The organism is Bradyrhizobium sediminis (genome assembly GCF_018736105.1).
In the GTDB taxonomy this organism is placed as follows: domain Bacteria; phylum Pseudomonadota; class Alphaproteobacteria; order Rhizobiales; family Xanthobacteraceae; genus Bradyrhizobium.
In genome coordinates, this window is sequence record NZ_CP076135.1 from 881,808 (window position 1) to 907,156 (window position 25,349).

Consider the following 25,349-nt stretch of genomic DNA (forward strand, 5'->3'; position numbering starts at 1 on the left):
AGTCGATGGATCGGCTCAAGGGCAAGACAGCGATGGTGGTCGGTGCCGGTTCGATCGGACCGGGCTGGGGCAACGGCAAGGCGACTGCGGTGACCTTTGCGCGCGAGGGCGCGCAGGTGTTTTGCGTCGACCGCAACGGCAAGGCCGCGCAGGAAACCGTCGACATCATCACGTCCGAAGGCGGCAAGGCCAGCGCGTTTACCGCCGACGTGTCGCGCGCCGCCGACGTCGAGGCGATGGTGGCGGCCTGTCTCAAGACCTATGGCCGCATCGACGTGCTCGACAACAATGTCGGCATCGCCGAGATGGGAAGCGTGGTCGACGTCTCGGAAGCGGACTGGGACCGCGTGTTCGCAGTCAATCTGAAGAGCGCCTACCTCGCCATGAAGCACGTCATTCCCGTGATGGCGAAGCAGGGCGGCGGCTCGATCATCAACATCTCGTCGATCGCCTCGATCCGCCATACCGGCGTGTCCTACGTCACCTATGCCACCACCAAGGCCGCAATGAACCAGATGACGCGCACCACAGCCGTCGAGTTCGCGCCGCAGCACGTCCGGGTCAATGCGATCCTGCCGGGCCTGATGAAGACGCCGATGGTCGAGCACTCCGCCGGGCTCGCCGCCAGTTACGCCAAGGGCGACGTCGAGGCGATGTGGCGCGCCCGCGACGCCCAGGTGCCGATGGGGCACATGGGCGAAGCCTGGGACGTCGCCAACGCGGCGCTGTTCCTCGCTTCCGACGAATCGAAATACGTCACCGGCATCGAACTGGTGGTCGATGGCGGCGTCACGCTGAAGCTGAGTTGAGGTCGTTCCTCATGGTGAGGAGGCGCACTCCCGGCAGCGCTCTCGCGCTGTCCGGTGCGCCGTCTCCGGACGATGCTTCGCATCGCCGGGAGAACCATGAGGCCCCGCTCCCGGCCTCATCCTTCGAGACGCCGCGCAAGATGCGCGGCTCCTCAGGATGAGGGGGATAGAGTCAGCATCGCAGGGACGACAGTTCACCCGCGCTGTCAGTTTGGCGCCTCTCGCCTACTGCGCCATCGCCAGAATTCCCCCCGCGAAGGAATGCCACGCCGCTGTCGTGCTGATCGGCCAGTTCAGGAGCTTGATCGCCACCAGCGCAATGCCGCCATAGACGTAGACCGGGTGCGGCCGCCCGCGCGTGCGCCAGTCGAAGATCATCGCGGCCACCAGCAGCAGATAGGCGACGAAAGCCGGAGGAATGGTGACCGGGACCGGCGGCGGGCCGGGCGGTCCCGGCGGCGCCAAGAAGGTGAGGAACCAGCGCGCCACTGCGGCGTCCAGCACCGAGATGCCGGCCAGCAGCATCAGCCGCTTGTGGATTTCCGGCCGGCGCGTGGCGGCGATGGCGAGGGTGACGATCACCGCGAAGAACAGGATGCCGCTGAGCGGGACGATCGCAAACGCGATGCCTTCGTTGCTGAGTCCGATTGCGGCGGACCGCTTCATCGCGTTCACCGCGGCCAGGAAACCGAAGATCGTCATCGCGGTCGCCAGCGACACCCCGATCATCCCCACCATGCGGTGCCGTGCGATCCGCCCGGAGGCGGCGAGCCAGGTCTGGAACGCAAAATAGAGCGACCAGGCGAAAAACAGCAGGCCGTGAAAATGGATCACCGGCATCGACGGGAACGATCCCGTTGCCAGCGGAAGGAAGTAGGTTGGCGCGAAGCCGAGGAACGCCACGGCCGTGCACGAAAGCGCCATATAGAAGTAGAAATACTGCGCGGGCGACGATGTGGCGGCGCGCGCGGGATTATGGTCGATCAAAGTTGTCATGCGTCAGAATTCTCCTTGCGCGTATTGAGTCTCCGGGACCGGCATATGGTTCAAGAAAAAAGCGGCATCAGGCATAGCCCGCCGGATGTCAATCAACGCTCAATTCCGCCGCAATCCGGTTCTCAGCCACTATTGCCGGGCGGCGGTCGCTCCAATATTGAGGGTTGTTCGCCAGGTAGGTCGATGCGATTTTGTCCTGCAGTCCTGATCCGCCATGTGGCCGTTGCTCTCGTCCTGTGGGTAGCGCCGCTGCATGGCGCGCTCGCGACCGGCACCGGGTCATCGGCCGATCTGCAGGCCGACCCCGCGCCCTGCGTCGCCGCGGCGGCGGCCAATGATGACGACAGGATCGTCGCCATTTGCGGCCCGCTGATCGACAACAGCAAGACGGCGAAGACCGATCGCGTCAAGGCGCTGATCGCGCGCGCCGGCGCCCATGACCGCAAGGACATGATCGACAGCGCGATCTCCGATTACGACGCGGCGCTGCGGCTCGACCCGGCGCTTGCGGATATCTTCAATATCAGGGGCGAACTCTGGCGCCGGAAGGGCGACCGCCGGCGTGCGCTGGCCGATTTCGCCGCCGCCATCAAGCTGAACCCGGACCACCTGACGGCCAAGGGCAACTACAAGTCGCTGGCGCAGGAGCTGGAGCGCCTGGGCGCGCTGATGGCGGTCCATAACAAGCCGAGCTTCAATTGCGCGGGCGCCCGGCATGCGGCCGAGAAGGCGATCTGCGCCAACCCGGAGCTCGCCAATCTCGACCGCGAGATCAACGCCGTGCACACCAAGGTGGTGCGCGAGGCCGGCAGCGACAGTCGGCGCGCCGGGAAGGCCCTGCAGCGCGAGCAGGACGAGTTCATCGCCCGCCGCAACGCCGCATTCGGCCAGCCCGGATATGATCTGCGCAAGGCCATGAGGGAGCGGCTGGACCGCCTGCTGGCGATCGAGTCGAACTAACCGCCGGGCGCGGCCGTTAGCCGAATGTCGCAGTGTTTAAGCCTTGAATTGTCGAGTTATCGCGTGACAATGCCGCGAAGAAAAATGACGGGAATTGATCTCGGTCATGGCCGGGCTCGTCCCGGCCATCCACGTCTTCTATGGACGACGGGTTAAGTCTAGCGGGAGCGACGCCATGAACATCCAGAGCAGCAGCCGGTATCACGAGGTCCATGCCCGCTCGGTCAAGGACCCGGAAGGATTCTGGGCCGAGGCGGCGCGCGAGATCGACTGGATCGAGCCGGCGAAAAAAGTGTTCGATCCTTCGATGGGAATCTATGGCCGCTGGTTCGCCGGCGCCATGGTCAACACCTGCTACAATGCGCTCGACCGCCACGTCGCAGGCGGGCGCGCCGACCAGGTGGCGCTGATCCACGATTCGCCGCTGGCGGGCGGCCGCATCACCAAACTGACCTATGCCGAGATGCTGCATGAGGTGAAGACGCTCGCCGCCATCATGCAGGATTTCGGCGTCGCCAGGGGCGAACGCGTCATCCTCTATATGCCGATGGTGCCGGAAGCGGTGGTTGCGATGCTGGCCTGCGCGCGGATCGGCGCGGTGCACAGCGTGGTGTTCGGCGGATTTGCCGCCAAGGAACTCGCCACCCGGATCGAGGACGCCAAGCCGAAGCTGATCTTTTCGGCAAGCTGCGGGCTCGAGCCCGGCCGCATCGTGCAATACAAGCCGCTGCTCGACGAAGCCATCAGGTTGTCCAGCGTCAAGCCCGAGACCTGCATCGTCCTGCAGCGGCCGCACCACGCCTGCGAACTCACTGCCGGCCGCGACCATGACTGGGCTACGTTGCGCGGCAACGCGATCGCCGCAGGGAAATCCGCCGGCTGCGTGCCGGTACTGGCGACCGATCCGCTCTATATTCTCTATACCTCCGGCACCACGGGCATCCCGAAGGGCGTGGTGCGCGACAATGGCGGGCATCTGGTCGCGCTGAAATGGTCGATGTTCAACCTCTACGGCGTCAAGCCCGGCGAGGTCTGGTGGTGCGGCTCCGACATCGGCTGGGTGGTCGGCCACAGCTACATCGTCTACGGGCCGCTGATCCATGGCGCGACCTCGGTGATGTATGAGGGCAAGCCGGTCGGCACGCCCGACGCCGGCGCGTTCTGGCGGGTGATCGCGGAGCACAAGGCGGTGGCGATGTTCACCGCACCGACCGCGTTCCGCGCCATCCGGAAAGAGGATCCGGAAGGCAAGTTCATCCGGCAATACGATCTGTCGAAATTCCGTACCCTGTTTCTCGCCGGCGAGCGCGCCGATCCGCCGACGGTGGAATGGGCGGAACAGCAATTGAAGGTGCCTGTCATCGACCACTGGTGGCAGACCGAAACCGGCTGGTGCATCGCCGGCAATCCGGTCGGCCTCGGCATGCTGCCGGTGAAGCACGGCTCGCCGACGGTGCCGATGCCGGGCTATCAGGTCGACGTCGTCGATGAGGCGACGAAGCCGGTGCCGGCGGGCACCATGGGCTCGATCGTGATCAGGCTGCCGATGCCGCCGGGTTGCCTGCCGACGCTGTGGCAGCAGGACGAGCGCTTCAAGGAATCCTATCTCAGCGAATTCCCCGGCTACTACAAAACCTCCGACGCCGGCTACAAGGACGAGGACGGCTATGTCTGGGTGATGGGCCGCACCGATGACATCATCAATGTCGCCGGCCACCGGCTCTCCACCGGCGGCATGGAGGAGATCCTCGCCGCCCATCCCGACGTCGCCGAATGCGCGGTGCTCGGCATCAAGGATGCGATCAAGGGCGAGGTGCCCTGCGGCTTCCTGGTGCTGAAAGCCGGCGTCACCCGCAAGCCCGCCGAGATCGAAAAGGAGATCGTGGCGCTGGTGCGCGACAAGCTCGGCCCCGTCGCGGCCTTCAAGCTCGCGATCACGGTCGGGCGGCTGCCGAAGACGCGCTCTGGAAAGATCCTGCGCGGCACCATCAAGAAGATCGCCGACGGCGAGGCGTGGGCGATGCCCGCCACCATCGAGGACCCCAAGGTGCTGGACGAGATCCAGGGCGCGCTGAAGGGAAGGGTGTGAGACGGCCTTCTTGAATAGGCCGTATTTCTCTGGACCTCATCCTGAGGAGCGGCGTAAGCCGCGTCGCGAAGGATGAGTGGCGCGATCGGGGCCTCATGGTTCGAGACGCCCGCAAGCGGGCTCCTCACCATGAGGTTCGATAGGCAACGCATGAAGATAAAATTTGCTGCAATATTCCTGCTTCTCGCCCCGCTGCTCGCGGGCTGCCTGGAGCGCGGACAGCCGACCATGGTCGACAGCGGTCCCGATGATGATACGTTCTGCCGCGCCAGCCATGCCGTCGGCTCGCCGGAATATGTCGCCTGCCGCAAGGATCGCGACGTGCAGCGCGCCAGCGCCAACGCCCGGGCCGACAAGCGGCAGCGCAATCTCGGCGAATACATGCTGAACAATCCCTCGCGGCCCTAGATCAGGAGACCACCATGAACGAAGACGTTTTCAACAGCAGCCTGCGCGGATTTTTGAAGAAGGTCGGCATCACCTCGCAGCGCGAGATCGAGAAGGCGGTGCGCGACGCGGTCGCCAGCGGCCGCCTCAAGGGCAGCGAAAAGCTGCCGGCCAAAATGGTGCTCACCCTCGGCGGCGTCAGCTTCACCCACGAGATATCGGGCGAGATCGATCTGGGGTAGCCGCCGATCGGCCTCATCCTGAGGAGCGCGCCCTTGCGCGCGTCTCGAAGGATGATATTCGTCCCCCTCATGGTTCGAGACGCGCAAAGATGCGCTCCTCACCATGTGGCAGCAATATGCAAGCAAGAGGAAAAGTCATGGACATCAAGGTCAGGGATTCGAACGGCGCGCTGCTCGCCGAGGGCGACAACGTCACGCTGATCAAGGATCTCAAGCTGAAGGGCTCCTCCACCGTACTGAAGCGCGGCACCGTGATCAGGGGCATTCATCTCACCGACGATCCGGACGAGATCGAGGGCCGCACCGACAAGGTCAAGGGCCTGGTGCTGCGCACGGAGTTTCTGAAGAAGGCGTGAGGGTGGGGTCTCGCGAGGTCCCGCCGGCTGCGGGCAGCGGGTGATTCCGGCAATTCAGCCGCATTCTCTACGGTGCCGAAATGGCGCGCCCGGCCTGATTTCCTGAGCCGATTGTGTGCGAATGCACGCCACATCCTCACCTGTCATCACCCGCGAAAGCGGGTGACCCAGTATGCCAGAGACGTCAGTGATTGAACCGATAAGCCGCGGCGTACTGGATCCCCGCAGGAGCCTGTCATCGGGCTCGCCGAAGGCGAGACCCGGTGGCGGGGATGACAGCCGTGGGCGGGGCGGGTCCAGTGCGCTATCGCGGCCGCCCCTTACTCCTCGTCGTCCGGCTTCTTGCCGCCGATCCCCTTCAGCTTGGCGAACACGGCGTCGACATTGAGATCGTCGCGCTGCTTTTCGCTCGGCTCGAATTCCGCTTCCTTGCGGGTGGTCTCGGAGGCCGGCAGCAGGGTGGCGCCGCCATAGGCGACGTCGGTCGGCTTTTCCTTGGCCGCGCGCTGCACCTCGAAATCGAGCTCGATCTGCGAGCACAGGCCGAGCGTCACCGGATCCATCGGGGTCAAGGTGGAGGCATTCCAGTGGGTGCGGTCGCGCACGCTGGCGATGGTGGTCTTGGTGGTGCCGACCAGACGCATGATCTGGGCGTCCTTCAATTCCGGGTGATTGCGCACCAGCCACAGGATCGCGCTCGGCCGCTCGTGGCGGCGCGAAACCGGGGTATAGCGCGGGCCCTTCTTCTTGGCGGCTGGCGGCAGCGTCACCTTGCTCTCCTCGAGCTTGAGCCGGTAGTTCGGGTCCTTTTCACCCTTTTCGATCTCCTGGCGGGTGAGCTGGCCGTTGGAAATCGGGTCCATGCCCTTGATGCCCTGGGCGGCGTCGCCGTCGGCGATGGCGCGGACCTCGAGCGGGTGCATTTTGGTGAAATCGGCCACCTGGTCGAAGGTCAGGGCGGTGTTGTCGACCAGCCACACGGCAGTCGCCTTTGGCATCAGCGGTGCATTGCTCATGGCAAATCTCCTTTGCGCTTCGCCCACCTCTTTTGGAGGCGAAGCCAGTGGTCATCAGCGATGACGGGAATTACGCCCTATATAAGCCGTCAGGGGGTATGCGCGCAATGGCCTGCTGAACGGCCTTGACAGGGGCCGAAAGCAGTCCCAAGTCCTTATCCGAATTGACCGTTCCCTGCCCGGCGGCGAGGGGTGATTCGGTCCGAGATCGCTCCGATGCAGGCCAAACCACCCCTTAGAATCGTGCTTTGCTCGCCCCGCGGCTTCTGCGCCGGCGTGGTGCGGGCCATCGACACCGTGGAACGGGCGCTGACCATCTATGGCGCCCCGGTCTATGTCCGCCACGAGATCGTCCATAACCGCTATGTGGTCGACAGCCTGAAGACCAAAGGCGCGATTTTCGTCGAGGAACTGGCCGAAATCCCCGACAATACCAATGCGCCGGTGGTGTTTTCGGCCCACGGGGTGCCCAAATCGGTTCCCGCCGACGCCCGCGCCCGCAATTTCTTCTCGCTCGACGCCACCTGCCCCCTCGTCACCAAGGTGCACCGGGAGGCGGCGATCCATTTCAAGCGCGGCCGGGAAATCCTCCTGATCGGGCATTCCCACCACCCGGAAGTGGTCGGCACGCTCGGGCAGTTGCCGGCCGGCGCGGTGACCCTGATCGAGACCGCGGAAGACGCCAAGACCTTCACGCCGAAGGATCCCAACAACCTCGCTTTCGTCACCCAGACGACGCTGTCGATCGACGACACCGCCGAGATCGTGGCGATGCTGAAGGAGCGGTTCCCGAACATCTCCGGCCCGCACAAGGAAGACATCTGCTACGCCACCACCAACCGTCAGCTCGCGGTCAAGAAGGTGGCGCCTGTCGTCGATGCCCTGATCGTGGTCGGGGCGCCGAACTCGTCGAATTCGCAGCGCCTGCGCGAAGTCGCCGAGCGCGAGGGCTGCCCGATTGCCGTCCTGGCGCAGCGTGCCGGCGATCTCGACTGGTCGCGCTTCGAGGGCATCAAGAGCCTCGGCATCACCGCGGGCGCTTCGGCCCCGGAAGTGATCGTCGAGGAGATCATGGGCGCCTTCGCCGAGCGTTACGAACTGCATGTGGAGACGGTCTCGGCCGCGGAAGAGAACGAGTTCTTCCCGCTGCCGCGTTCGCTGCGGCCCGACGCAGCCGAGTAAACGCGATGGCGGTCTACACCGACGTCGCCGCCGACGAGCTTGCGGACTTCTTGAGCCATTTCGAGCTCGGTGAGCTCCTGTCCTACAAGGGCATCGCCGAGGGCGTCGAGAATTCCAACTTCCTGCTGCACACCTCCTCCGGCTATTTCATCCTGACGCTGTACGAGAAGCGCGTCGCCCGAAACGAGCTGCCGTTCTTTCTCGGCCTGATGGCGCATCTGGCCAGCCGCGGCATCATTTGTCCGCAACCCCTGAAGAACAAGAGCGGCGAAGCGCTGAGCGAACTGGCCGGCCGGCCCGCGGTCATCATCAATTTTCTCGAAGGCATCTGGCCGCGCAAGCCCAACGCCGCGCACTGCGCCGGCGTCGGTCAGGCGCTGGCGAAGATGCATCTGGCGGGCCGCGATTTTGCGATGACGCGCCCCAACGCGCTGTCGGTATCGGGCTGGCGTCCGCTGTTCGATCAGGCCGCCTCGCGCGCCGACGAGCTGCAGCACGGCCTGGCTGATTTTCTCCGCGCCGAGCTCGATTATCTCGAAGGCGGCGTCTGGCCGAAGAACCTGCCGCAAGGCGTGATCCACGCCGATCTGTTTCCGGACAACGTGTTCTTTCTCGGTGAAAAGGTCTCCGGCCTGATCGATTTCACCTTCGCCTGCAACGACATGCTGGCCTACGACGTCGCCATCTGCCTCAACGCCTGGTGTTTCGAGAGCGATTGCTCGTTCAACGTCACCAAGGCGCGCGCCTTCCTTAACGCCTATGGCCGCGAGCGCGCCTTGTCCGAGGCCGAGCAGGCGGCGCTGCCGCTGTTGGCGCGGGGCGCCGCGCTGCGTTTCCTGCTGACGCGGCTGGTCGATTTTCTCAACGTGCCGCCGGGCGCGCTGGTGCGCCCGAAGGATCCGCTGGAATATGTCCGCAAGCTGCGGTTCCAGCAAAGCGTCGCCAGCATGCGCGATTACGGTGTCGAAACCTCGGGGCTGGTGGCGTGAGTTCGCTCCCCTCGGTCATCGTTCACACCGATGGCGCATGCTCGGGCAATCCCGGCCCCGGCGGCTGGGGCGCGATCCTGAAATTCGGCGACGTCGAAAAGGAATTGAAGGGCGGCGAGGCCCATACCACCAACAACCGCATGGAGCTGATGGCCGCGATCTCGGCGCTGGAAGCGCTGAAGAAGCCCTGCACGGTCGATCTCTATACCGACAGCCAGTATGTGCGGCAGGGCATCACCGGCTGGATCCACGGCTGGAAGCGGAACGGCTGGCGCACCGCGGACAAGAAGCCGGTCAAGAACGTCGACCTCTGGCAGCGGCTCGACGCGGCGCTGCACCAGCACCAGGTGCGCTGGCACTGGGTCAAGGGCCACGCCGGCCACGACGAAAACGAGCGCGCCGATCAACTTGCCCGCGATGGCGTCGCCATGGCGCGGCTGAAGACGAGGCTGGAGTGATTGGGGCGCCTCTTCCCTCTCCCCTTGTGGGAGAGGGTGGCGCCTCACGAAGTGAGGCGACGGGTGAGGGGTTCTCTCCGCGGAGAAAGACCCCTCATCCGGCGCGGATTTCACATAGCCGATGCAAAGCATCGGCGTCCGTATTTGAAGAAAGGCGGCCGGGGGCCGCCACGGCCGCCTTCTCCCACAAGGGGAGAAGGGAAGAGTAAAGGCCTCGTCTAGAGCTGCCCGAGCAGCGTATCGCCGCCGGAAACCTCGACCTTGCCGGGCGCCGGCTCGAGGTTGAGCGTCTTGACCACGCCGTCGTCGACCAGCATCGAGTAGCGCTTGGAGCGGATGCCGAGCCCGTTGCCGGAAGCATCGAGCTCCATGCCGATCGCCTTGGTGAAGTCGGCATTGCCGTCGGCGAGGAAGGTGGCCTCGTCGCGCTGGTCGGTGTCGCGCTTCCAGGCGTTCATGACGAAGGCGTCATTGACCGAGACGATCGCGATGGTGTTCACGCCCTTGTCCTTGATGGCGTAGGCGTTGAGGAAAATGCTGGGCAGGTGCATCTTGTGGCAGGTGCCGGTGTAGGCGCCGGGCACCGCGAACAGCGCGACCTTCTTGCCCTTGAAGATGTCGTCGGTGGTCTTGACCTGCGGCCCCTCCGCCGTCATCACGCGAAACTTCGCTTCGGGCAGCTTGTCGCCAACTTTGATGGTCATCGTCTACTCTCCTTGAAGGTGCGGATGCTTCTTAAAGCATTTTCCGGGGGGATGGAAAGCGCATCACCATCGTTTGATCGCGGCAGGGGCCGACCGCGTTGCGAGGAGCGCAAGTGACGACGCAATCCAGTCTGGCCTTGCCAGCCTCTGAATTGATTCGCGGAGCCCGTCATCGGGCGCGCATTCGCGCGACCCGTCGGCTCGCAATGACGGCGGTTGGATCGATACTCAGGCCGCCGCGGCCTTCTTCTCGTCGCGCAGTTCGCGGCGCAGGATTTTGCCGACGTTGGTCTTCGGCAAGTCGGTCCTGAATTCGATCTGCTTGGGGATTTTGTAGTTGGTCAGCTGCTCGTGGCAGAACTTGATGATGTCCTCGGCGGTGAGGTTGGGATCCTTCTTGACCACGAACGCCTTGACGGCTTCGCCCGACTTGGCGTCCACGACGCCGATCACGGCGCATTCCAGCACGCCGGGATGGCTCGCGATCACTTCCTCGATCTCGTTGGGATAGACGTTGAAGCCCGAGACCAGGATCATGTCCTTCTTGCGATCGACGATCTTGGTGTAGCCGTCGGGCGTCATCACGCCGATGTCGCCGGTGCGGAAGAAACCGTCCGCGGTCATCACCTTGGCGGTCTCATCGGGCCGGTTCCAGTAACCGGCCATCACCTGCGGTCCCTTGGCGCAGATCTCGCCGGCGGTGCCGAGCGGCACTTCGTTGCCGTCGTCGTCGCGGATCGAGAGGTAGGTCGAGGGCACGGGAATCCCGATCGAGCCGGAGAACTTGTCGGTGTCGGCGGGATTGCAGGTCAGCGTCGGCGAGGTTTCCGACAGGCCGTAGCCCTCCGACAGCGCGCAACCGGTGGTCTTCAGCCATTTCTCGGCAACCGCCTTCTGCGTCGCCATGCCGCCGCCGAACGAGGTCTTCAGCTTGGAGAAGTCGACCTTTTCGAATCCGGGCGTATTCAAGAGGCCGTTGTAGAGCGTGTTGACCGCCGGGAAGCTGTTGACCTGGTACTTCATCAATTCCTTGACGAAGCCGGGCATGTCGCGCGGATTGGGGATCAGGAGGTTGACGCCGCCGGCCCGCACGCCGAGCAGGAAACACGCCGTCAGGGCGAAGATGTGATAGAGCGGCAGCGCGCAGACGATAAACAGTTCGTCGACATGCGGCGGCTTCTTCAGCGCCGGCTGCAGCCAGGCGTCATTCTGCAGCACGTTGGCGAGGATGTTGCGATGGAGCAGTGTCGCGCCCTTGGAGACGCCGGTGGTGCCGCCGGTATATTGCAGGAAGGCGACGTCCTCGCGCGTGAGCTGCGGCTTGTTGAGCCTCATGCCGCGGCCGGCCGCGATCGCGTCGTTGAAGGAGACCGCGCCCGGAATCGACCAGGCCGGCACCATCTTCTTCACGCGCCGCACCACCAGATTGACGATCACACCCTTGAAGCCGAGCAGGTCGCCCATGCTGCCGACGATGACATGCTTGACCGCGGTCTTCGCGATCACCTGCTGCACCGTATGGGCGAAATTCTCCAGCACCACGATCGCCTCGGCGCCGGAATCCTTGAGCTGATGCTCGAGTTCGCGCGGGGTGTAGAGCGGATTGACGTTGACCACCGCGTAGCCGGCGCGCAGCACGGCAGCGGTCGATACCGGATATTGCAGCACGTTCGGCATCATCAGCGCGACGCGCGCGCCCTTCTGCAGGCCCTTGCTCTGCAGATAGGCCCCGAGCGCCTGTGACATCTCGTCGAGATCGCGATAGCTGATCGACTTGTCCATGCAGATGAAGGCCTTGCGGTCGGCGAACTTCGCAAAGCTTTCTTCCAGCAATTCGACGAGCGAAGAGTACTGGGTCACGTCGATATCGGCGGGCACGCCGGCCGGATATTGCTTGAGCCAGATGCGCTCCATGGTATTTCCCCTCCGGTTTGTTCCCGGTTGTCAGGCCGGGAAGCCTTATTTCCGTCAGTATTGAGCATTGCGGCGGCCGATGGCAAGCGGCTGCGCGTTATCGACGCATCGGTGGTTAACCCCGCCGGCCGAAATCAGGCTCAGCTGCGCGGCGCGGCGGCGGTCTTTGGGTCGGAAGGCTTGGCTTCGCTGCTCTTGGGTGCGGGCTTGGTCGCGGGCTTGGCAGCCGGCTTTTCAGCAGCAGCTTTGGGCTTGGCCGGCTTCGCGGCAGGCTTGTCGGTCGCGGCGGCCGGCTTGTCGGAAGCCTTGTCGGAAGCCTTGGGGGCGGCCGACGGCTTGGCGTGCGCCTGCCTGACGGGTTTCGCGGCAGGCTTGCTGCCGGACTTGGTATCGGATTTGGCTTCGGACTTGGCCTCTGACTTGGCGTCGGATTTGGCATCCTTGCCCGCCGTCCTCGCTTCGGCCGCAGCGTCCGGTTTCCCGGCTGCGACCCGCGACTTCTTTCCGCGATGCCGCGTCGTCTGCTTTTGCTCGTCCACGGCCACGGCGGCGATCAGGGCGTCGCCGGTCTTCTTCGGGCCGGTGTAGACCACGACGGGTTGCGACGCCGCGGGCGCCGCCGCCAGCAGTTCGGACGGCTTCGCCATCGGCGGCTGCAGTCCGGCGGTGAAGAAGGTGACGGCGGCTTCGCCGCCGCTGGCGCTGGCAACGAGGTCCTCGTCCTCGTCGCTGGCGGGCCGCTTGCGCTTGCCGTTGCACATCTCGTCGCGCAGGTTCGGCGGCGAGGCGTCGACCGGCACCAGATTGTCGACGGTGCCGAGCGAGGGCCGCAGCCACGACAGCGTGTTGTTGGCAAAGCCGCGCTCGAGCAATTGCGCGGCTTTCACTGCGCGTGCCTGCCCCGACGACGCGCCGAGCACGACGGCGATCAGCCGCTTGCCGTTGCGCGTGGCCGATGCCACCAGATTGTAGCCGGAGGCGCAGATGAAGCCGGTCTTGAAGCCGTCGGCGCCCGGATAGCGCCCGATCAGCTTGTTGAAATTCTGCGTGACCCGGCGGCCGAACCGGATCGAGGGGGTGTGCATGAAATATTCGTATTCCGGCAGGTCGCGAAGGATCGCGCGCGCCAGGATCGCGAGATCGCGCGCCGAGGTGATCTGGCCCTCGGCGGGCAGGCCGTTCGGATTGACGTAGCTAGTCTGCGTCATGCCGAGCCGCTGCGCGGTCGAATTCATCTGCGCGGAGAAACCGTCGACCGAACCGGCGACGCCCTCGGCGAGCACCACGGCCATGTCGTTGGCCGATTTCACCATCATCATCAGCAGCGCGTTTTCGACGGTGACCTGGGTGCCCGGCCGAAAGCCCATCTTGGAAGGCGACTGCGAGGCTGCGACCGGCGACACCGTCAGCGTGCTCTCGAGCGACAGCCGGCCTTCCTTGACCGCCTTCAGCGTGACGTAGGCCGTCATCATCTTGGTGACGGAAGCGGGGTACCAGGGATAGGTCGCGTTCTCGGCCTGCAGCACCTTGCCGGTATCGGCTTCAACCACCAGCAACGCTTCCGCATGCACGACGCGCGGCGCAACAATGGCGAGCGCTGCGCCAAGAACGATCCAGTTCAACGATGACTTGCGAAGCGAAGGGCGAAGAAACTGCACTATCCGATTCCGGTCCTTTGAGACCCGCCTTCGAAGAGGAGGTCTGGCGTGTGACGTTCGGGTTTCAAGCGTGTCCGGCGCCGTCGGTTACGGCGGCTGCAAACCTATACCGGCTTGGGGGCCCGGAACAGAGGCTGTGCGATTAAATCGTGGACGAAATAGGCCGAATTTTCGGCACCGTCTAACTCTTGACGGGCGCGCTGTCCGGTTGCGGCGCCTGGATGCTGGCCCGCGCATTTTCCTGCACCATGAACTGGGCTCGCGCGAGTTCCGCAAAACGGCCGCCTTGCGCCACCAGTTCGTCGAAAGTTCCGCTTTCGATCACGCGGCCGCCGTCGAACACCAGGATGCGCGTGGCGTTGCGGATGGTCGAAAGCCGGTGCGCGATCACGAACGTGGTGCGTCCCTTCATCACCTCGTCCAGCGCCGCGTTGACCTTGGCCTCGGTGACGGCATCGAGCGCGCTGGTGGCCTCATCGAGGATCAGGATTGGCGGATCCTTCAACAGCGCGCGTGCGATCGATAATCGCTGCCGCTCGCCGCCGGACAGCATGCGCCCGCGCTCGCCGGCACTGGTCTCGAATCCCTGCTCGCTGCGTTCGATGAATTCCAGCGCCTGGGCGCGGCCCGCCGCAATCCGCATTTCCTCCTCGGTGGCGTCCGGCTTGCCGACGCGCAGGTTGTCGGCGATCGAACGGTTGAACAGCAGCGCTTCCTGAAACACCACGCCGATGTTCCGCCGCAGCGCCGTCAGCGTCAGGCCGCGGACATCCATGCCGTCGACCCTGATGAAGCCGGACTGCGGATCGAATGCGCGATGCAACAGCGCGATCGCCGTCGATTTGCCGGCGCCGGTGGGGCCGACCAGCGCGATGGTCTGGCCGGGCAGCGCGGTGAAGGAAAGATCCTCGACCGCGGGCCGCTTGCCGTCATACGAAAACGAGACGTCCTTGAATTCGACCAGGCCCGAGAGCCGGCCTGGATCGATCGCGTCGGGCCGGTCGCGCACCGCGGGCACGGCGTCCAGCACGTTGAAGAATTCCTGCAGCCTCGGCGCCTCCATGAACACGTTGTTGATGAAGGAGACCACCTGTTCGAGCTTCTGGATCAGCATGGTGGCGAAGCTGACGAACATCACGATCTCGCCGACCGAGGTGAGGCCCTGCTCGTGCAGCGCGATGCCGACGGTGAAGATCGCGAGCACGGTGATGGTGGTCGATGCCCGCGTGATGACGGTGACCAGCGCCCACCACGACAAGACCGGCATCTGCACCGCCAGCAGCTTGTCGGCGACGTAGCGCAGGCCTTCGACCTCGGCGCTGACGCGCACGAAGCTCTGCACCAGCGCGACGTTGCCGAGCGCGTCGGAGGCGCGCGCCGACAGGTCGCTGTAGTGCTCCTCGACCTCGCTTTGCATGCCGTAGGTCTTGCGCACCACCAGCGTGGTCAGCACCGTGAACACCACGCACAGCACGAACAGCAGGACCGCCAGCCGCCAGTTGATGTAGAGCGCCAGCGGCAGCAGCACCACCAGCGACATGATCGCGGCGAAATGCTCGCGGAAAAATCCGAGCCAGAGCCGCCACAGCGAGTCGGTGCCGTTCAGCATCACCTTCATCAGCCGGCCGGAATGGTGGCCGGTGTGGAAGGTCAGCGGCAGCTGCATGATGTGCTCGAAATAATTCGTCAGCACCGCCTGGCGCTGGCGATGCGCCAGCCGGTCGGCGTGCAGCGCCACCGCCGCACTGCACAGAAGGGTGAACAGGCCGAACGCCGCCCAGGCCGCCAGCAGCGGCCAGGCCGACGAAGACGCCAGCGGACCGCTGACGGGTTTGCCCGAGAGCACGTCGACGATGCGGCCGAACAGCACCGGTTCGGCGAATTGCGCGCCGGCCAGCAGCAGGTTGGCGCCGGCGAGAATCCAGCCCAGCCGCGCTTCCTTGCCGAGCAGTTCGAGGACGCGGGTATAAAGGCGAAGCATGGACATGCGGGCGGGACTCACGGGGCGGACGGCGGTCAGGCCCGCATTCTAATCAGGGATCGCCGGGGAGATACAGGCGTCCGCCGAGGTTTTGCTCAGTTGATCAGGCGGCCGCCGATCGGCGGCAGGAAGGAATCGTCGAAAATATCCGATACCGCCGACCGCTTCTGGAATTTGAAGTCCTCGGCGATCTGGCCGACCGACCGGTCGAAGCGGGCGGGATCGATGCTGCCGATGCCGTTGCGTTTCACCTCGCCGGTGAGGATGTTGTCGCGAATGACGGCACGCAGGCGTTCCAGCTCGAGATCGTGCGATCCGCCATCCATCCGGCTGACGACTTCATCCACCGCATGCCCCGGCTCCTTGATCGCCAGATGGGTGCCGGCAATCGCCGCGCGCAGGAAACCCTTCACCGCCTCGGGCTTACTGGCGGCGAATGCCGGGTTGACGATGAGCGCGAAGCCGTAGGCCTCGCAGCCATAGTCGGCGAATCGAAGCACCGCGAGGTCGTCGGCCGGAACGCCGCGATCCCGCAAGTTGACGGCCGACAGATAGGAAAATCCGGTGACGGCATCGACCTGACCCGCCGACAGCATAGGCTCGCGCACCGCGGCGCTGATCTTGTGCTGCTTGACGCCCGCGACCTTGATCCCGTTCTGCCGCGCCAGGGCCGGCCACAGCCGGATCGACAGGTCGCCCTGGGCGACGCCCAGCGTCTTGCCCTCGATATCGGAGAGCGCATGAATGCCGCGGCTCTTGCGGGCAATGATGGCGTAGGGCGCCTTGTTGAACAGCACGAACACCGCCTTGATCGGCGGGGCGCCCGGCTTGTCGCGAAAGCGGATCAGTTCGTTGATGTCGACCAGCGCGAAATCGCTGGTCCCCGCGGCGACGCGGGCAATGCCGTCGGCCGATCCGCTGGCGATGTTGGTGTTGACCGAAAGTCCCTCCGAACCGAACAAACCCTTTGCGGCTGCCAGCACGAAGGGAGCTGCGCTGGCATCGATCGGACGATCGAGCGAAAACTGGACCGCAACCGGGGGCTTTTCATCCGCAGCCCGGCTTGCTCCCGCGTCGAACCCGCCAAGACCCAGCAGACCGATCAGCGAAGTCAGGAAGCAGCGGACTGCAATGGTCTGGTCTGCACGCATTGCGATTACTTCAGGCGGGCCAGGCGCCAGTTGCAGCGCCGGCTCTGTTTGTTTGATGGCGCTTTGAAGCGCCGGAGGCGGGCATTCTGCCGCAGCATATCTGAACGGTCGATGAGTGCCATGATTTCGACACCGATCGTTCAGCCTGCATTCGGATTGGGGAACCTAACATGGGGGCCAGTGGTTAGCTTGACGAGGCCTGCCAGGCCAGGCTGCCACGGAGGACATTGAAATGTTCGCGCGAAAAGGTTCGTTTTCATCGATTGGTCGCACCGCCGTCATGGCGACGGTGGCCGCGGTGGCGCTGACGGCAGTCGAGCCGTCGATGGCGCGCGCCGGGTCCGCGCCTGCAGGCGAGGGCCTGAAGGCCGCGACCGCCACCAGCGACGCCACCGACTTCAGCGCCCGCCGCCGTTACTATCGGGGCGGCGGCGCTGCCGCGGCAGCTGCCTTCGCCGGTATTGTCGGCACCGGTCTTGCGATCGCCGCGGCCCAGAGCCGCCGCGATTATTACTATGGCGGCGGGCCGGTCTATTACGGCGGAGGCCCGGTTTATTACGGCGGCAGCCCCTATTACTATGGTGGACGTGACGCATACGGCTACGGCGGGTACGGTTATGACGGCGCCAAGAGTTATTATGGCGGCTGGTAAGCGTTACCTTCCCGAACCGGCTTCGGTTCGCCGGCCTTAACGATGCCGGCGGATTTCTTTCGGCGTGGGGGTGCGGAAAGGCCTGCCGTTAACACGCTTTCCATCGGATTCGACTAGTTTCGAACGATGAGTGATTCGCTCGGCAGGCTTTATCTGGCAGTGCTCGCGGCCAAGGATCTCGATCCGGCAACGTCGCGAACCGCGCGGCTGTTTCAACGTGGTCCGGCCAAGATGGCCAAGAAACTGGCGGAAGAAGCCATCGAGGTCGTGATCGATGCCGTCAATGGCAATTCCGATGCGGTGGTCCGCGAGAGCGCCGATCTTCTCTACAATCTCACCGTGCTGTGGGCGGCGGCCGGCGTCCGTCCCGAGGACGTCTGGCGCGAGATGGAGCGGCGCGAACATCTGCTCGGCATCGCCGAGAAGCTGCCGAAATCATCCGTCAAACTGCGCAAGACAGCTGCTGCTCCGGCCGCTTCCCCGGCCGTCCGGCGACGAATTGTCGCGCTTGAAGGCCGCAGCCTGCGCAAGCGGCACTAATCCTCCTCAAATTCGGGCACTTCGCGGCATGGACAAATCCGCTCCATGGTGGTTCATCGCGCCATGCTGAGACGGATTTACGATTGGTGCATTGACTCCGCCCACAAGCCATACTCGGCCTGGATCATGGGCGCGGTGTCGTTCGCGGAAAGCTCGTTCTTTCCGGTACCGCCGGATGTGATGTTGGTCCCGATGTCGCTGGCGCGGCCGGAGCGGGCCTGGTTCTACGCCATGGTCTGCACCGTGACCTCGGTGCTGGGCGGCGTCGTCGGCTATGCCATCGGCGCGCTGCTGTACGATTCCCTCGGGCAATGGCTGATCCAGATCTATGGTCTCAGCGGCAAGGTCGAAGCCTTCCGGGCATCCTATGCCGAATGGGGCGCGCTGATCATCATCGGCAAGGGCCTGACGCCGATCCCCTACAAGCTCGTGACCATTACCTCGGGCTTTGCCGGCTACGACGTCTGGCTGTTCGTGCTGTGCTCGATCATCGCGCGCGGCGGACGCTTCTTCGTGGTGGCTATCCTGCTCAACCGCTATGGCGAATGGATCCGGACCAGGATCGAGAAGCATCTGGGGTTGTGGGTGGCGCTGGGCGCCGCCGTGCTGGTGCTCGGATTCTACGTCGCATTTCGATTGATTTGAACGCGGCCGTGAAGCGCTTTGCCGGCCGGCGGGTTCGGGTTAGACTCGCTGCCATGCTCGATCGCACCGGCAACATCCTGGCGCTGTGCAGGACGCATGTCGCGACCGCCTGCGCGGCGCTGTCGATCTCAGTCATGGCCACGGAAGCCTGCTGGCCGCAGGCCGCACCCCCGCCGCCATCCTCGCTCGGCGTCCAGTCGCCGGCCCAGCAAACGGCGCCGGACCGGCCCGCGCCCCGGCAGAGCGAGCCTGCGCCGCCGCCCCAGCCGCCGGCGCAGGAGGAAAATCCCGGCCTGATCAACGAACTCGGGAAATTGTGGGAGAAATCCAAGTCGATCCTGCCGCCGCTGAAGAGCCCACAGGAGACCATCGAGGACCTCAACGCCCGTGCCAAGGACGCCACCAAGGACGCCGGCGAAAGCCTGTCGCGCCTGGCCAAGCCCTCCTTGATGGTGACCGGGCGCATGGGGTGCCCGGTGTCGGCCAACGGCGCGCCGGACTGCAAGGCCGGCGCGGACAAGCTCTGCCAGAGCAAGGGCTACAAGGAAGGCAAGAGCCTCGATACCGATGCTGCGGAAAAGTGCTCGGCCAGGGTGTATCTGCCGGGCCACAAACGCGAGCCGGGCGACTGCCGGACCGAAAATTACGTGACCCGCGCGCTATGCCAGTAGCGCCTTGGCACAAGCGAAAAAGGCGGATTTGCCTTCTTGGTATGATGTCTGGCATTTATCGGGCCAATGCACCACGCCTTCCCCGAATGAGCTAAGAGGATCTTTCGAATGTCCATGCCTGCCTTGTTCAAGGGCCGTCTGTCGATTCCCGTGATCGGATCGCCGCTGTTCATCATTTCAGTGCCCGATCTCGTGATCGCGCAGTGCAAGGCTGGTATCGTCGGCTCGTTTCCGTCGCTGAACGCGCGTCCGCCGGCCTTGCTCGACGAGTGGCTGGTGCGGATCAAGGAAGAATTGGCCGCATACGACAAGGCGCATCCCGAGCGGCCGTCGGCGCCGTTCGCGGTCAACCAGATCGTGCATAAATCCAACAACCGGCTCGATCACGACCTGGCGCTTTGCGAAAAGCACAAGGTGCCGATGATCATCACCTCGCTCGGCGCGCGCGAAGAACTCAATCAGGCCGCGCATCGCTGGGGCGGCATCGTGTTTCATGACGTGATCAACCAGCGCTTCGCCCACAAGGCGATCGAGAAGGGCGCGGACGGCCTGATCCTGGTAGCCGCCGGCGCCGGCGGCCATGCCGGCGAGATCTCGCCGTTCGCGTTCGTGGCCGAGACCAGGCAATGGTTCGACGGGCCGGTTGCGCTGTCGGGCGCCATCGGCAACGGCCGCGCGATCCGCGCGGCGCGGGTGCTCGGCGCCGACTTCGCCTATATCGGCTCCGCCTTCATCGCCACCACCGAAGCCAATGCGGTGGAGGGCTACAAGCAGATGGTCACCACCTCGACCGCCGAAGATATCGTCTATTCCAACCTGTTCACCGGCGTGCACGGCAATTACCTGAAGAAATCGATCGTCGCCGCCGGCATGGACCCGGACAACCTGCCGGAGTCCGATCCGTCGAAAATGAATTTCGGTACCGACGCCACGGGCGAGCGCGCCAAGCCGAAGGCCTGGAAGGACATCTGGGGCAGCGGCCAGGGCGTCGGCAGCGTCGGCAAGATCGTGCCGGCCGCCGAACTGATCGCGCGGTTCAAGAAGGAATACGACGAAGCCGTCGATCCGCCGCTTTGAGGTCAAACCTCACCTGAAGACGCGTCCTCACTACGGCGCTGCCGTTTCAGCCGATCGGTCCCTATTCGAGTTCGATCGGCTGGAACTTTCCGGTTTCGTCGAGCGCGGTTCCCCAGATCTTGTGCGAGGCCTGGTGTTCGCCGCGGCCAAAGCTGAGCGACGTGCCAAGGCCCAGATCGAGATTGCGCGTGTTCTCGAGGACGTCGATCAGTTTTTCGGTATCGAATTGCGTTCCGGCCCGCTTGACGGCCTGAATCAGCACGTTCGCCGCGACGAAGCCTTCCAGAGAGACATAGTCGGGCGCTTCGCCGGGGAAATACTTGGCGAGGGCATTCTTGTATTCGAGCACGATCGATGAATAGCCGGAAACCGCCGGCACCACCTGCGTGACGATGACGCCGGTCGCGTAGCGCGCGCCCAGCAGCTTCAATTCCTCGGCAAGCGCGGTGCTGCCGACGAACGACACGTTGGTGTAGATCATCTGCGGATTGATATCGCGCGTCTTCTCGATGAACCTCGCGGCGGCCCGATAGGTTGACACCATGACCACGGCCCTGATCGACTTTTGCGCCTTCAGCTGATTGACCGCATCCTCGACATCGACGGTGTTCCGCGTGTAGTTGAGCCGAACGATGGCGCCGTCGTTGGCGCCGAGCGCGCGAAATGCCTTGGCGACGCCTGCGAATCCGGCGTCGCCGTAGGAGTCCTGCTGGGCGAAAACGGCGATCTGCCTGGGTTGCAGCTTGCGCATTTTCACGAGGTAGCGGACCACGGCATCGGTTTCTTCCGCATAGCTCGCCCGATAGTTGAATACGTAGCGATCGGGCGGATCGCTGCGGAGGATGTTGGCGCCGGTGAACGCGCCGAAGAACAGCATCCGCCGCTCGAGCGCGTAAGGCACCGCGACCACGGCGGTGGGCGTTCCGACATTTCCGATGATGCCGAATACCTGATCCTTTTCGTAGAGCTGCTTCATGGCCTCAGTCGTGCGCGTCGGCTCATAGCCGTCGTCGGCCGCGATCAGCCGGAGCATCCGGCCCTCTATGCCGCCGGCATCATTGATCCGGTTGAACGCGGTGTCGATGCCGAGCTTCATCTGGCGTCCGAGCTCCTTCGCGGCGCCAGAAAACGGCGCCGCGATCCCGAACCGGATTTCCCGGTCGGTGATGCCGCGCTGAGGAGGCGCGGTGACGATCGGCGCCGTCGAAGGGGCTGCGACCGCGGCCGGCGGTCCAATGGCCGCCGCCAGGCTCGGCCCGGCGATCGAGCGTTCGAGGTCCGCCAGCTGGCGGTCCGCCGATTTGCAGTCGGTCCTTCCCGACGACACGGCGCTACGGCCGTCAGCGACGCTGCGGTCGAACAGTTGCGTAAGGTTCGATCGCTCGGCCTCGTTGGATGAGCCCTCCCTTATCACCGCCGCGAATTTGTCGGAGATCGTCTGGATCCGGGACCGCGCGATGTCCGGGCAGGCCAACGCCGAACCGACGATCGGCCCGACGCGGCTCGCAAGGTCGCGCACTATTTCCGCGTTGCCGGGCGCCGCGTTCGCGGCGCCTGCCAGCAAGGTGCCTATGAGGAGCAGCATCCAGGGAGCGCATCGCGCGCTCCGCGGGACCGTGGTCGTGTTGGACCGATCATCAGGCAGCATCGTCACTCTTTCCTGTTTGAGTTGTTGCTCAGGGCGCTTGGCTTGGTGCCGGCTTCTGGCGCCACTGAACGAACTGTTGAAGCAGTCGTTCGGACTGCTCGCGCGTCACGGTCGGAGAATTCCGGGGGGACGCCAGAATGGTCTGAAACTCGGCCGTTGCGGGTTTCGGCCCGTCGTTGCTGGCGTCGGGCTGGATCAGCATCGCCTTTACCGACTGGACCATGCCGGCGAGAGCACCCGCGTCGGGTTGCCGGGACGCGGGAATCATGATGACGAAGAACAGCGCCACGACGGCCGAAATGCCGACGGCGGCCGTGAAGCGGCCGACGACACTGACGAGTGCCTTTCGCCGATCCAGTTCGCGGGCCAGCCCCGGCGGCTCGTGGATGATCTCGGGGGCCAGCGGGTGCCACAAGGCGCTGGAAACCGCGTTCTCGAGCTGGATATCGAGAGAGACCGGCGGGGAGATCGGAGCCCTTGCGGGTTCGGATCTTGCTTCGTCCGAAAGCGGTGATCGTGTCCCCAATCTTTCGCGCAGCCCGCGCGGGGCATAGTACTCGGGATTGTCGGGACTAAGACGGTCGTGGTCACTCAAGCTACTCATACGCTACTCCTCACTACGGCTACGCTTGGGAATGGCACCGCGGGCGCCATGGCGCCGCGGGAACTGAACTCCGGATTTTTCTCCGGAACGATTGGACAAAGGTTCCAGCCGGCGGGCGAGGGGGCGCCCGGAACAACGCGCGATCGCGCCGAACGAGATGACGAGTTCGGTCGTGGCATCCGAGTCAAAGATCCGGATGCAGACTTTGCATCATGCGCTTCGTGCGTCAGCCGGCGATCGAAATCGCGCGACAACGCCGTTTCCACCCCTTCCATTGCCTTTGTCCCCCGGCAAGTGTCCGTCGCGAACGACGGTGGAAATGACCCGCCGGCAATCGTGCCGGCAAAGTCACTGAGATGTGATGGAGCTGGGGCGAGACATTATTAGGTCGGAACCTCGACTGAATTGAGGTCAGTTTTTGCCGGTCAACAGCTTTGGCGCAGGGGCGAAATCGCGAGCGAATCATTGCTGGCTGGCATTAACCGCCACTATCGAAAGTGCGGACGGCCACAAACTCGACAAAATTAGTCCACGGTTTTTCGGATGCCGCGTGGCGATGTCCGTACATGAGCAGGACAGGATCTTCCTCGGCGCGACGCGACCTGACACCAGGTCGCCGAATAACCGGCGCCATTAACGAACCGTTAACCAAGACCGCCGATTCTTAACCATTCGATAAGGAAAGGCGAGTCGATCCCCCATGGACGCAATCGTGGAGCCAACGCGACAATTGGTGCGCCTGCGCGGACGCTCCTATGTGGCGTTTGTTTTTTGTCCGGTGGTGCCGATCGTGGGCTGGCTTGAAGAACTGGACGCCACGCTCGCGCGATCGCCCGGCTTCTTTGTCGGCAAGCCGGTCGTTCTCGACCTCTCGGCGCTGGATCTCAGTCAATCCGCCATCGCACATCTTGTCACGAGCCTCGAGCAGCGGAATATCCGCGTGCTCGGAATCGAAGGCGTCGACCAGGGTCATCTGACCAGGAGCCTGCCGCCCTTGCTCACGGGCGGACGCCACTGCGCGGTCAAGCCCAACGAACCCGCAAAGCCCGAAGCCAAGGCGAAGTCGACGTCTCTGCTGCTCGAAAGCCCGGTGCGTTCCGGTCAGTCGGTGGTTTTTACCGATGGCGACGTCACCGTGCTCGGTTCGGTCGGCTCCGGCGCGGAAATCGTGGCCGGCGGTTCGATCCATATTTATGGGGCGCTTCGCGGCCGGGCGATGGCGGGCGTGAACGGCAACTCCGCCGCGCGGATTTTTTGCCAGAAGATCGAGGCCGAGCTTCTGGCCATCGACGGCTACTACCAGACTGCCGAAGAAATCGACCCCTCACTGCGCAATCGGCCGGCCCAGGCGTGGCTGGAAGGCGACATCATGAAGATCACAGCGCTGAATTAACCGGTTAAGGGAGCAAAGAATGGCCAAAGTCCTGGTCGTGACGTCGGGTAAAGGCGGCGTCGGAAAAACGACATCGACGGCCGCGCTCGGCGCGGCGCTCGCGCAAATCGGCGAAAAAGTGGTGGTGGTCGACTTCGACGTCGGCCTGCGCAACCTCGACCTCGTGCTGGGCGCGGAGCGGCGGGTGGTGTTCGACCTCATCAATGTGGTGCAGGGCGTCGCCAAGCTCTCGCAGGCGCTGATCCGCGACAAGCGTCTGGAGAATTTGTGGCTGCTTCCCGCCTCCCAGACCAGGGACAAGGATGCGCTGACCGAAGAGGGCGTCGGCAGCATCATTGCGGACCTGCGCACCAGGTTCGACTGGATCCTCTGCGACAGCCCGGCGGGCATCGAACGAGGTGCGACGCTGGCGATGCGCTACGCCGACGAGGCCGTCATCGTCACCAATCCCGAAGTCTCGTCGGTGCGCGATTCCGACCGGATCATCGGCATGCTCGATTCGAAGACCGTGAGGGCGGAGAGGGGCGAGCGGGTGGAAAAGCACGTGCTGATCACCCGCTACGATTCGGGGCGCGCCGCCCGCGGCGAAATGCTCAGCATCGACGACATTCTCGAAATCCTGGCAACGCCGCTGCTCGGGATCATTCCGGAAAGCCAGGACGTGCTGCGGGCCTCGAACGTCGGATCGCCGGTGACGCTGAACAACGCCGCCAGCGCGCCGGCCCGCGCCTATGTCGATGCAGCTCGGCGCCTGATGGGAGAGGACGTCACCATGGTGGTGCCGACCGAGCGCAAGGGCCTGATGAACCGGCTGCTGGGACGGAGGGCGGCATGATGAATCTGCTGCGGCTTTTCGGCGGCCGTAATGCTTCCGCGCCTGTGGCGCGGGAACGGCTGCAGATTCTGCTCGCGCATGAACGCGGCATGCGCGGCCAGCCGGAACTGCTGGGCCTGCTGCGGGCGGAGATCCTCGCGGTCGTTTCGCGGCATGTCGTGCTCGATCCGGAAAAGGTCATCGTCAGGATGGAACGGGGCAAACACGTATCGACGCTCGAAGTCGATATCGAGGTGCCAAACGGCTTCGAAAGATCGCTCGCCGCCGCAGGTTGACCTCCGGCCGCCAGTTCGACACCCTTCGGCGCGGTTCGTCGAACCGGGGTTGCGCGGGGCGCATCGGGTATGGCCTTTGCCGGCCGGCCAGTTGTGCGCCGCGCCGCAGCCCGAACC

General features: G+C 64.5%; 26 protein-coding genes. 17 read left to right on the forward strand and 9 right to left on the reverse strand.

All coding sequences use genetic code 11. The annotated features are described in order from the left end of the window. Positions 1-5: 5 nt before the first annotated feature. On the forward strand, positions 6-809 hold the full coding sequence (locus tag KMZ68_RS04255) for an SDR family NAD(P)-dependent oxidoreductase (RefSeq protein ID WP_215614645.1): 804 nt from the start codon (positions 6-8) through the stop codon (positions 807-809). 225 nt (positions 810-1,034) lie between these two features. On the opposite strand, the gene KMZ68_RS04260 is transcribed toward KMZ68_RS04255, so the two are convergent. Continuing rightward, a complete protein-coding gene (locus KMZ68_RS04260) occupies positions 1,035-1,805 on the reverse strand; it encodes a hypothetical protein (protein ID WP_215614646.1) in 771 nt (256 codons plus the stop codon). Positions 1,806-1,988: 183 nt separating this feature from the next. Here KMZ68_RS04260 and KMZ68_RS04265 point away from each other — a divergent pair, with 183 nt between their 5' ends. The 5 genes from KMZ68_RS04265 (at position 1,989) to KMZ68_RS04285 (ending at position 5,839) form a co-directional block, all read left to right on the forward strand. Further along, positions 1,989-2,765: a hypothetical protein gene (locus KMZ68_RS04265; protein ID WP_371741460.1), complete on the forward strand. Its 777-nt coding sequence runs from the start codon at positions 1,989-1,991 to the stop codon at positions 2,763-2,765. Positions 2,766-2,940: 175 nt separating this feature from the next. Further along, positions 2,941-4,854, forward strand: coding sequence for a propionyl-CoA synthetase (locus KMZ68_RS04270; RefSeq protein ID WP_215614647.1), 1,914 nt, complete (start codon positions 2,941-2,943; stop codon positions 4,852-4,854). 150 nt (positions 4,855-5,004) lie between these two features. After that, a complete protein-coding gene (locus KMZ68_RS04275) occupies positions 5,005-5,262 on the forward strand; it encodes a hypothetical protein (protein WP_215614648.1) in 258 nt (85 codons plus the stop codon). Positions 5,263-5,276: 14 nt separating this feature from the next. Continuing rightward, entirely contained in the window at positions 5,277-5,483 is a 207-nt protein-coding gene (locus KMZ68_RS04280; RefSeq protein ID WP_215604843.1) for a DUF6494 family protein, read from the forward strand. Between the two features lie 137 nt (positions 5,484-5,620). After that, positions 5,621-5,839 (forward strand): alkylphosphonate utilization protein, encoded by a 219-nt coding sequence (locus KMZ68_RS04285; RefSeq protein ID WP_215604844.1) that lies wholly within the window; start codon positions 5,621-5,623, stop codon positions 5,837-5,839. A gap of 320 nt (positions 5,840-6,159) precedes the next feature. Here the strand turns inward: KMZ68_RS04285 and KMZ68_RS04290 are convergent, their stop codons facing one another. Then, positions 6,160-6,855 (reverse strand): DUF1013 domain-containing protein, encoded by a 696-nt coding sequence (locus KMZ68_RS04290; RefSeq protein ID WP_215614649.1) that lies wholly within the window; start codon positions 6,853-6,855, stop codon positions 6,160-6,162. Positions 6,856-7,071: 216 nt separating this feature from the next. On the opposite strand from KMZ68_RS04290, the gene ispH reads away from it, so the two are divergent. From ispH to rnhA, 3 genes are read left to right on the forward strand one after another with little or no spacing between them, the layout of a single operon-like run. Continuing rightward, positions 7,072-8,037: a 4-hydroxy-3-methylbut-2-enyl diphosphate reductase gene (gene ispH / locus KMZ68_RS04295; protein ID WP_215614650.1), complete on the forward strand. Its 966-nt coding sequence runs from the start codon at positions 7,072-7,074 to the stop codon at positions 8,035-8,037. 5 nt (positions 8,038-8,042) lie between these two features. Next, positions 8,043-9,026 (forward strand): homoserine kinase, encoded by a 984-nt coding sequence (locus tag KMZ68_RS04300; RefSeq protein WP_215604847.1) that lies wholly within the window; start codon positions 8,043-8,045, stop codon positions 9,024-9,026. After that, on the forward strand, positions 9,023-9,484 hold the full coding sequence (gene rnhA / locus KMZ68_RS04305; RefSeq protein ID WP_215614651.1) for a ribonuclease HI: 462 nt from the start codon (positions 9,023-9,025) through the stop codon (positions 9,482-9,484). Before KMZ68_RS04300 ends, rnhA begins: the two co-directional genes overlap by 4 nt. A 218-nt stretch (positions 9,485-9,702) precedes the next feature. On the opposite strand, the gene KMZ68_RS04310 is transcribed toward rnhA, so the two are convergent. From KMZ68_RS04310 to KMZ68_RS04330, 5 genes are all read right to left on the reverse strand, one after another. Continuing rightward, on the reverse strand, positions 9,703-10,188 hold the full coding sequence (locus KMZ68_RS04310; RefSeq protein WP_215614652.1) for a peroxiredoxin: 486 nt from the start codon (positions 10,186-10,188) through the stop codon (positions 9,703-9,705). A 228-nt stretch (positions 10,189-10,416) separates the two neighbouring features. Next, the gene (locus KMZ68_RS04315; RefSeq protein WP_215614653.1) at positions 10,417-12,102 is read right to left on the reverse strand and encodes a long-chain fatty acid--CoA ligase; all 1,686 of its coding nucleotides are present in this window, start codon (positions 12,100-12,102) and stop codon (positions 10,417-10,419) included. A 140-nt stretch (positions 12,103-12,242) separates the two neighbouring features. Then, a complete protein-coding gene (locus tag KMZ68_RS04320) occupies positions 12,243-13,760 on the reverse strand; it encodes a serine hydrolase (protein ID WP_215614654.1) in 1,518 nt (505 codons plus the stop codon). A 181-nt stretch (positions 13,761-13,941) separates the two neighbouring features. Further along, positions 13,942-15,747 (reverse strand): glucan ABC transporter ATP-binding protein/ permease, encoded by a 1,806-nt coding sequence (locus KMZ68_RS04325; RefSeq protein ID WP_215614655.1) that lies wholly within the window; start codon positions 15,745-15,747, stop codon positions 13,942-13,944. Positions 15,748-15,836: 89 nt separating this feature from the next. Beyond that, positions 15,837-16,892 carry an ABC transporter substrate-binding protein gene (locus KMZ68_RS04330; protein ID WP_215614656.1) on the reverse strand — a complete coding sequence of 352 codons (1,056 nt, stop codon included), beginning with the start codon at positions 16,890-16,892 and terminating at the stop codon, positions 15,837-15,839. A 232-nt stretch (positions 16,893-17,124) separates the two neighbouring features. On the opposite strand from KMZ68_RS04330, the gene KMZ68_RS04335 reads away from it, so the two are divergent. The 5 genes from KMZ68_RS04335 (at position 17,125) to KMZ68_RS04355 (ending at position 20,477) form a co-directional block, all read left to right on the forward strand. After that, entirely contained in the window at positions 17,125-17,544 is a 420-nt protein-coding gene (locus KMZ68_RS04335; protein WP_215614657.1) for a hypothetical protein, read from the forward strand. Between the two features lie 126 nt (positions 17,545-17,670). Next, positions 17,671-18,084 carry a phosphoribosyl-ATP diphosphatase gene (hisE, locus tag KMZ68_RS04340; RefSeq protein ID WP_215614658.1) on the forward strand — a complete coding sequence of 138 codons (414 nt, stop codon included), beginning with the start codon at positions 17,671-17,673 and terminating at the stop codon, positions 18,082-18,084. A gap of 45 nt (positions 18,085-18,129) precedes the next feature. Then, the gene (locus KMZ68_RS04345; protein WP_215614659.1) at positions 18,130-18,729 is read left to right on the forward strand and encodes a YqaA family protein; all 600 of its coding nucleotides are present in this window, start codon (positions 18,130-18,132) and stop codon (positions 18,727-18,729) included. A 53-nt stretch (positions 18,730-18,782) separates the two neighbouring features. Continuing rightward, positions 18,783-19,400, forward strand: a complete 618-nt coding sequence (locus KMZ68_RS04350) for a hypothetical protein (RefSeq protein WP_215614660.1) — start codon at positions 18,783-18,785, stop codon at positions 19,398-19,400. Between the two features lie 108 nt (positions 19,401-19,508). Then, complete coding sequence (locus tag KMZ68_RS04355; RefSeq protein WP_215614661.1) at positions 19,509-20,477, forward strand: NAD(P)H-dependent flavin oxidoreductase; 969 nt, start codon at positions 19,509-19,511, stop codon at positions 20,475-20,477. A gap of 61 nt (positions 20,478-20,538) precedes the next feature. On the opposite strand, the gene KMZ68_RS04360 is transcribed toward KMZ68_RS04355, so the two are convergent. Beyond that, a complete protein-coding gene (locus KMZ68_RS04360; RefSeq protein WP_249779519.1) occupies positions 20,539-22,062 on the reverse strand; it encodes an ABC transporter substrate-binding protein in 1,524 nt (507 codons plus the stop codon). 91 nt (positions 22,063-22,153) lie between these two features. Beyond that, the gene (locus KMZ68_RS04365) at positions 22,154-22,729 is read right to left on the reverse strand and encodes a hypothetical protein (protein WP_215614662.1); all 576 of its coding nucleotides are present in this window, start codon (positions 22,727-22,729) and stop codon (positions 22,154-22,156) included. Positions 22,730-23,429: 700 nt separating this feature from the next. On the opposite strand from KMZ68_RS04365, the gene minC reads away from it, so the two are divergent. Genes minC through minE form a run of 3 tightly spaced genes read left to right on the forward strand, consistent with a single transcriptional unit; the run spans position 23,430 to position 25,232 of the window. Next, on the forward strand, positions 23,430-24,122 hold the full coding sequence (gene minC, locus KMZ68_RS04370) for a septum site-determining protein MinC (RefSeq protein ID WP_215614663.1): 693 nt from the start codon (positions 23,430-23,432) through the stop codon (positions 24,120-24,122). A 19-nt stretch (positions 24,123-24,141) separates the two neighbouring features. Continuing rightward, positions 24,142-24,957: a septum site-determining protein MinD gene (gene minD / locus KMZ68_RS04375; RefSeq protein ID WP_215614664.1), complete on the forward strand. Its 816-nt coding sequence runs from the start codon at positions 24,142-24,144 to the stop codon at positions 24,955-24,957. Further along, complete coding sequence (gene minE, locus KMZ68_RS04380; RefSeq protein WP_215616189.1) at positions 24,957-25,232, forward strand: cell division topological specificity factor MinE; 276 nt, start codon at positions 24,957-24,959, stop codon at positions 25,230-25,232. The genes minD and minE overlap by 1 nt, the downstream gene beginning before the upstream one ends. The last annotated feature ends 117 nt before the right edge of the window (positions 25,233-25,349 follow it).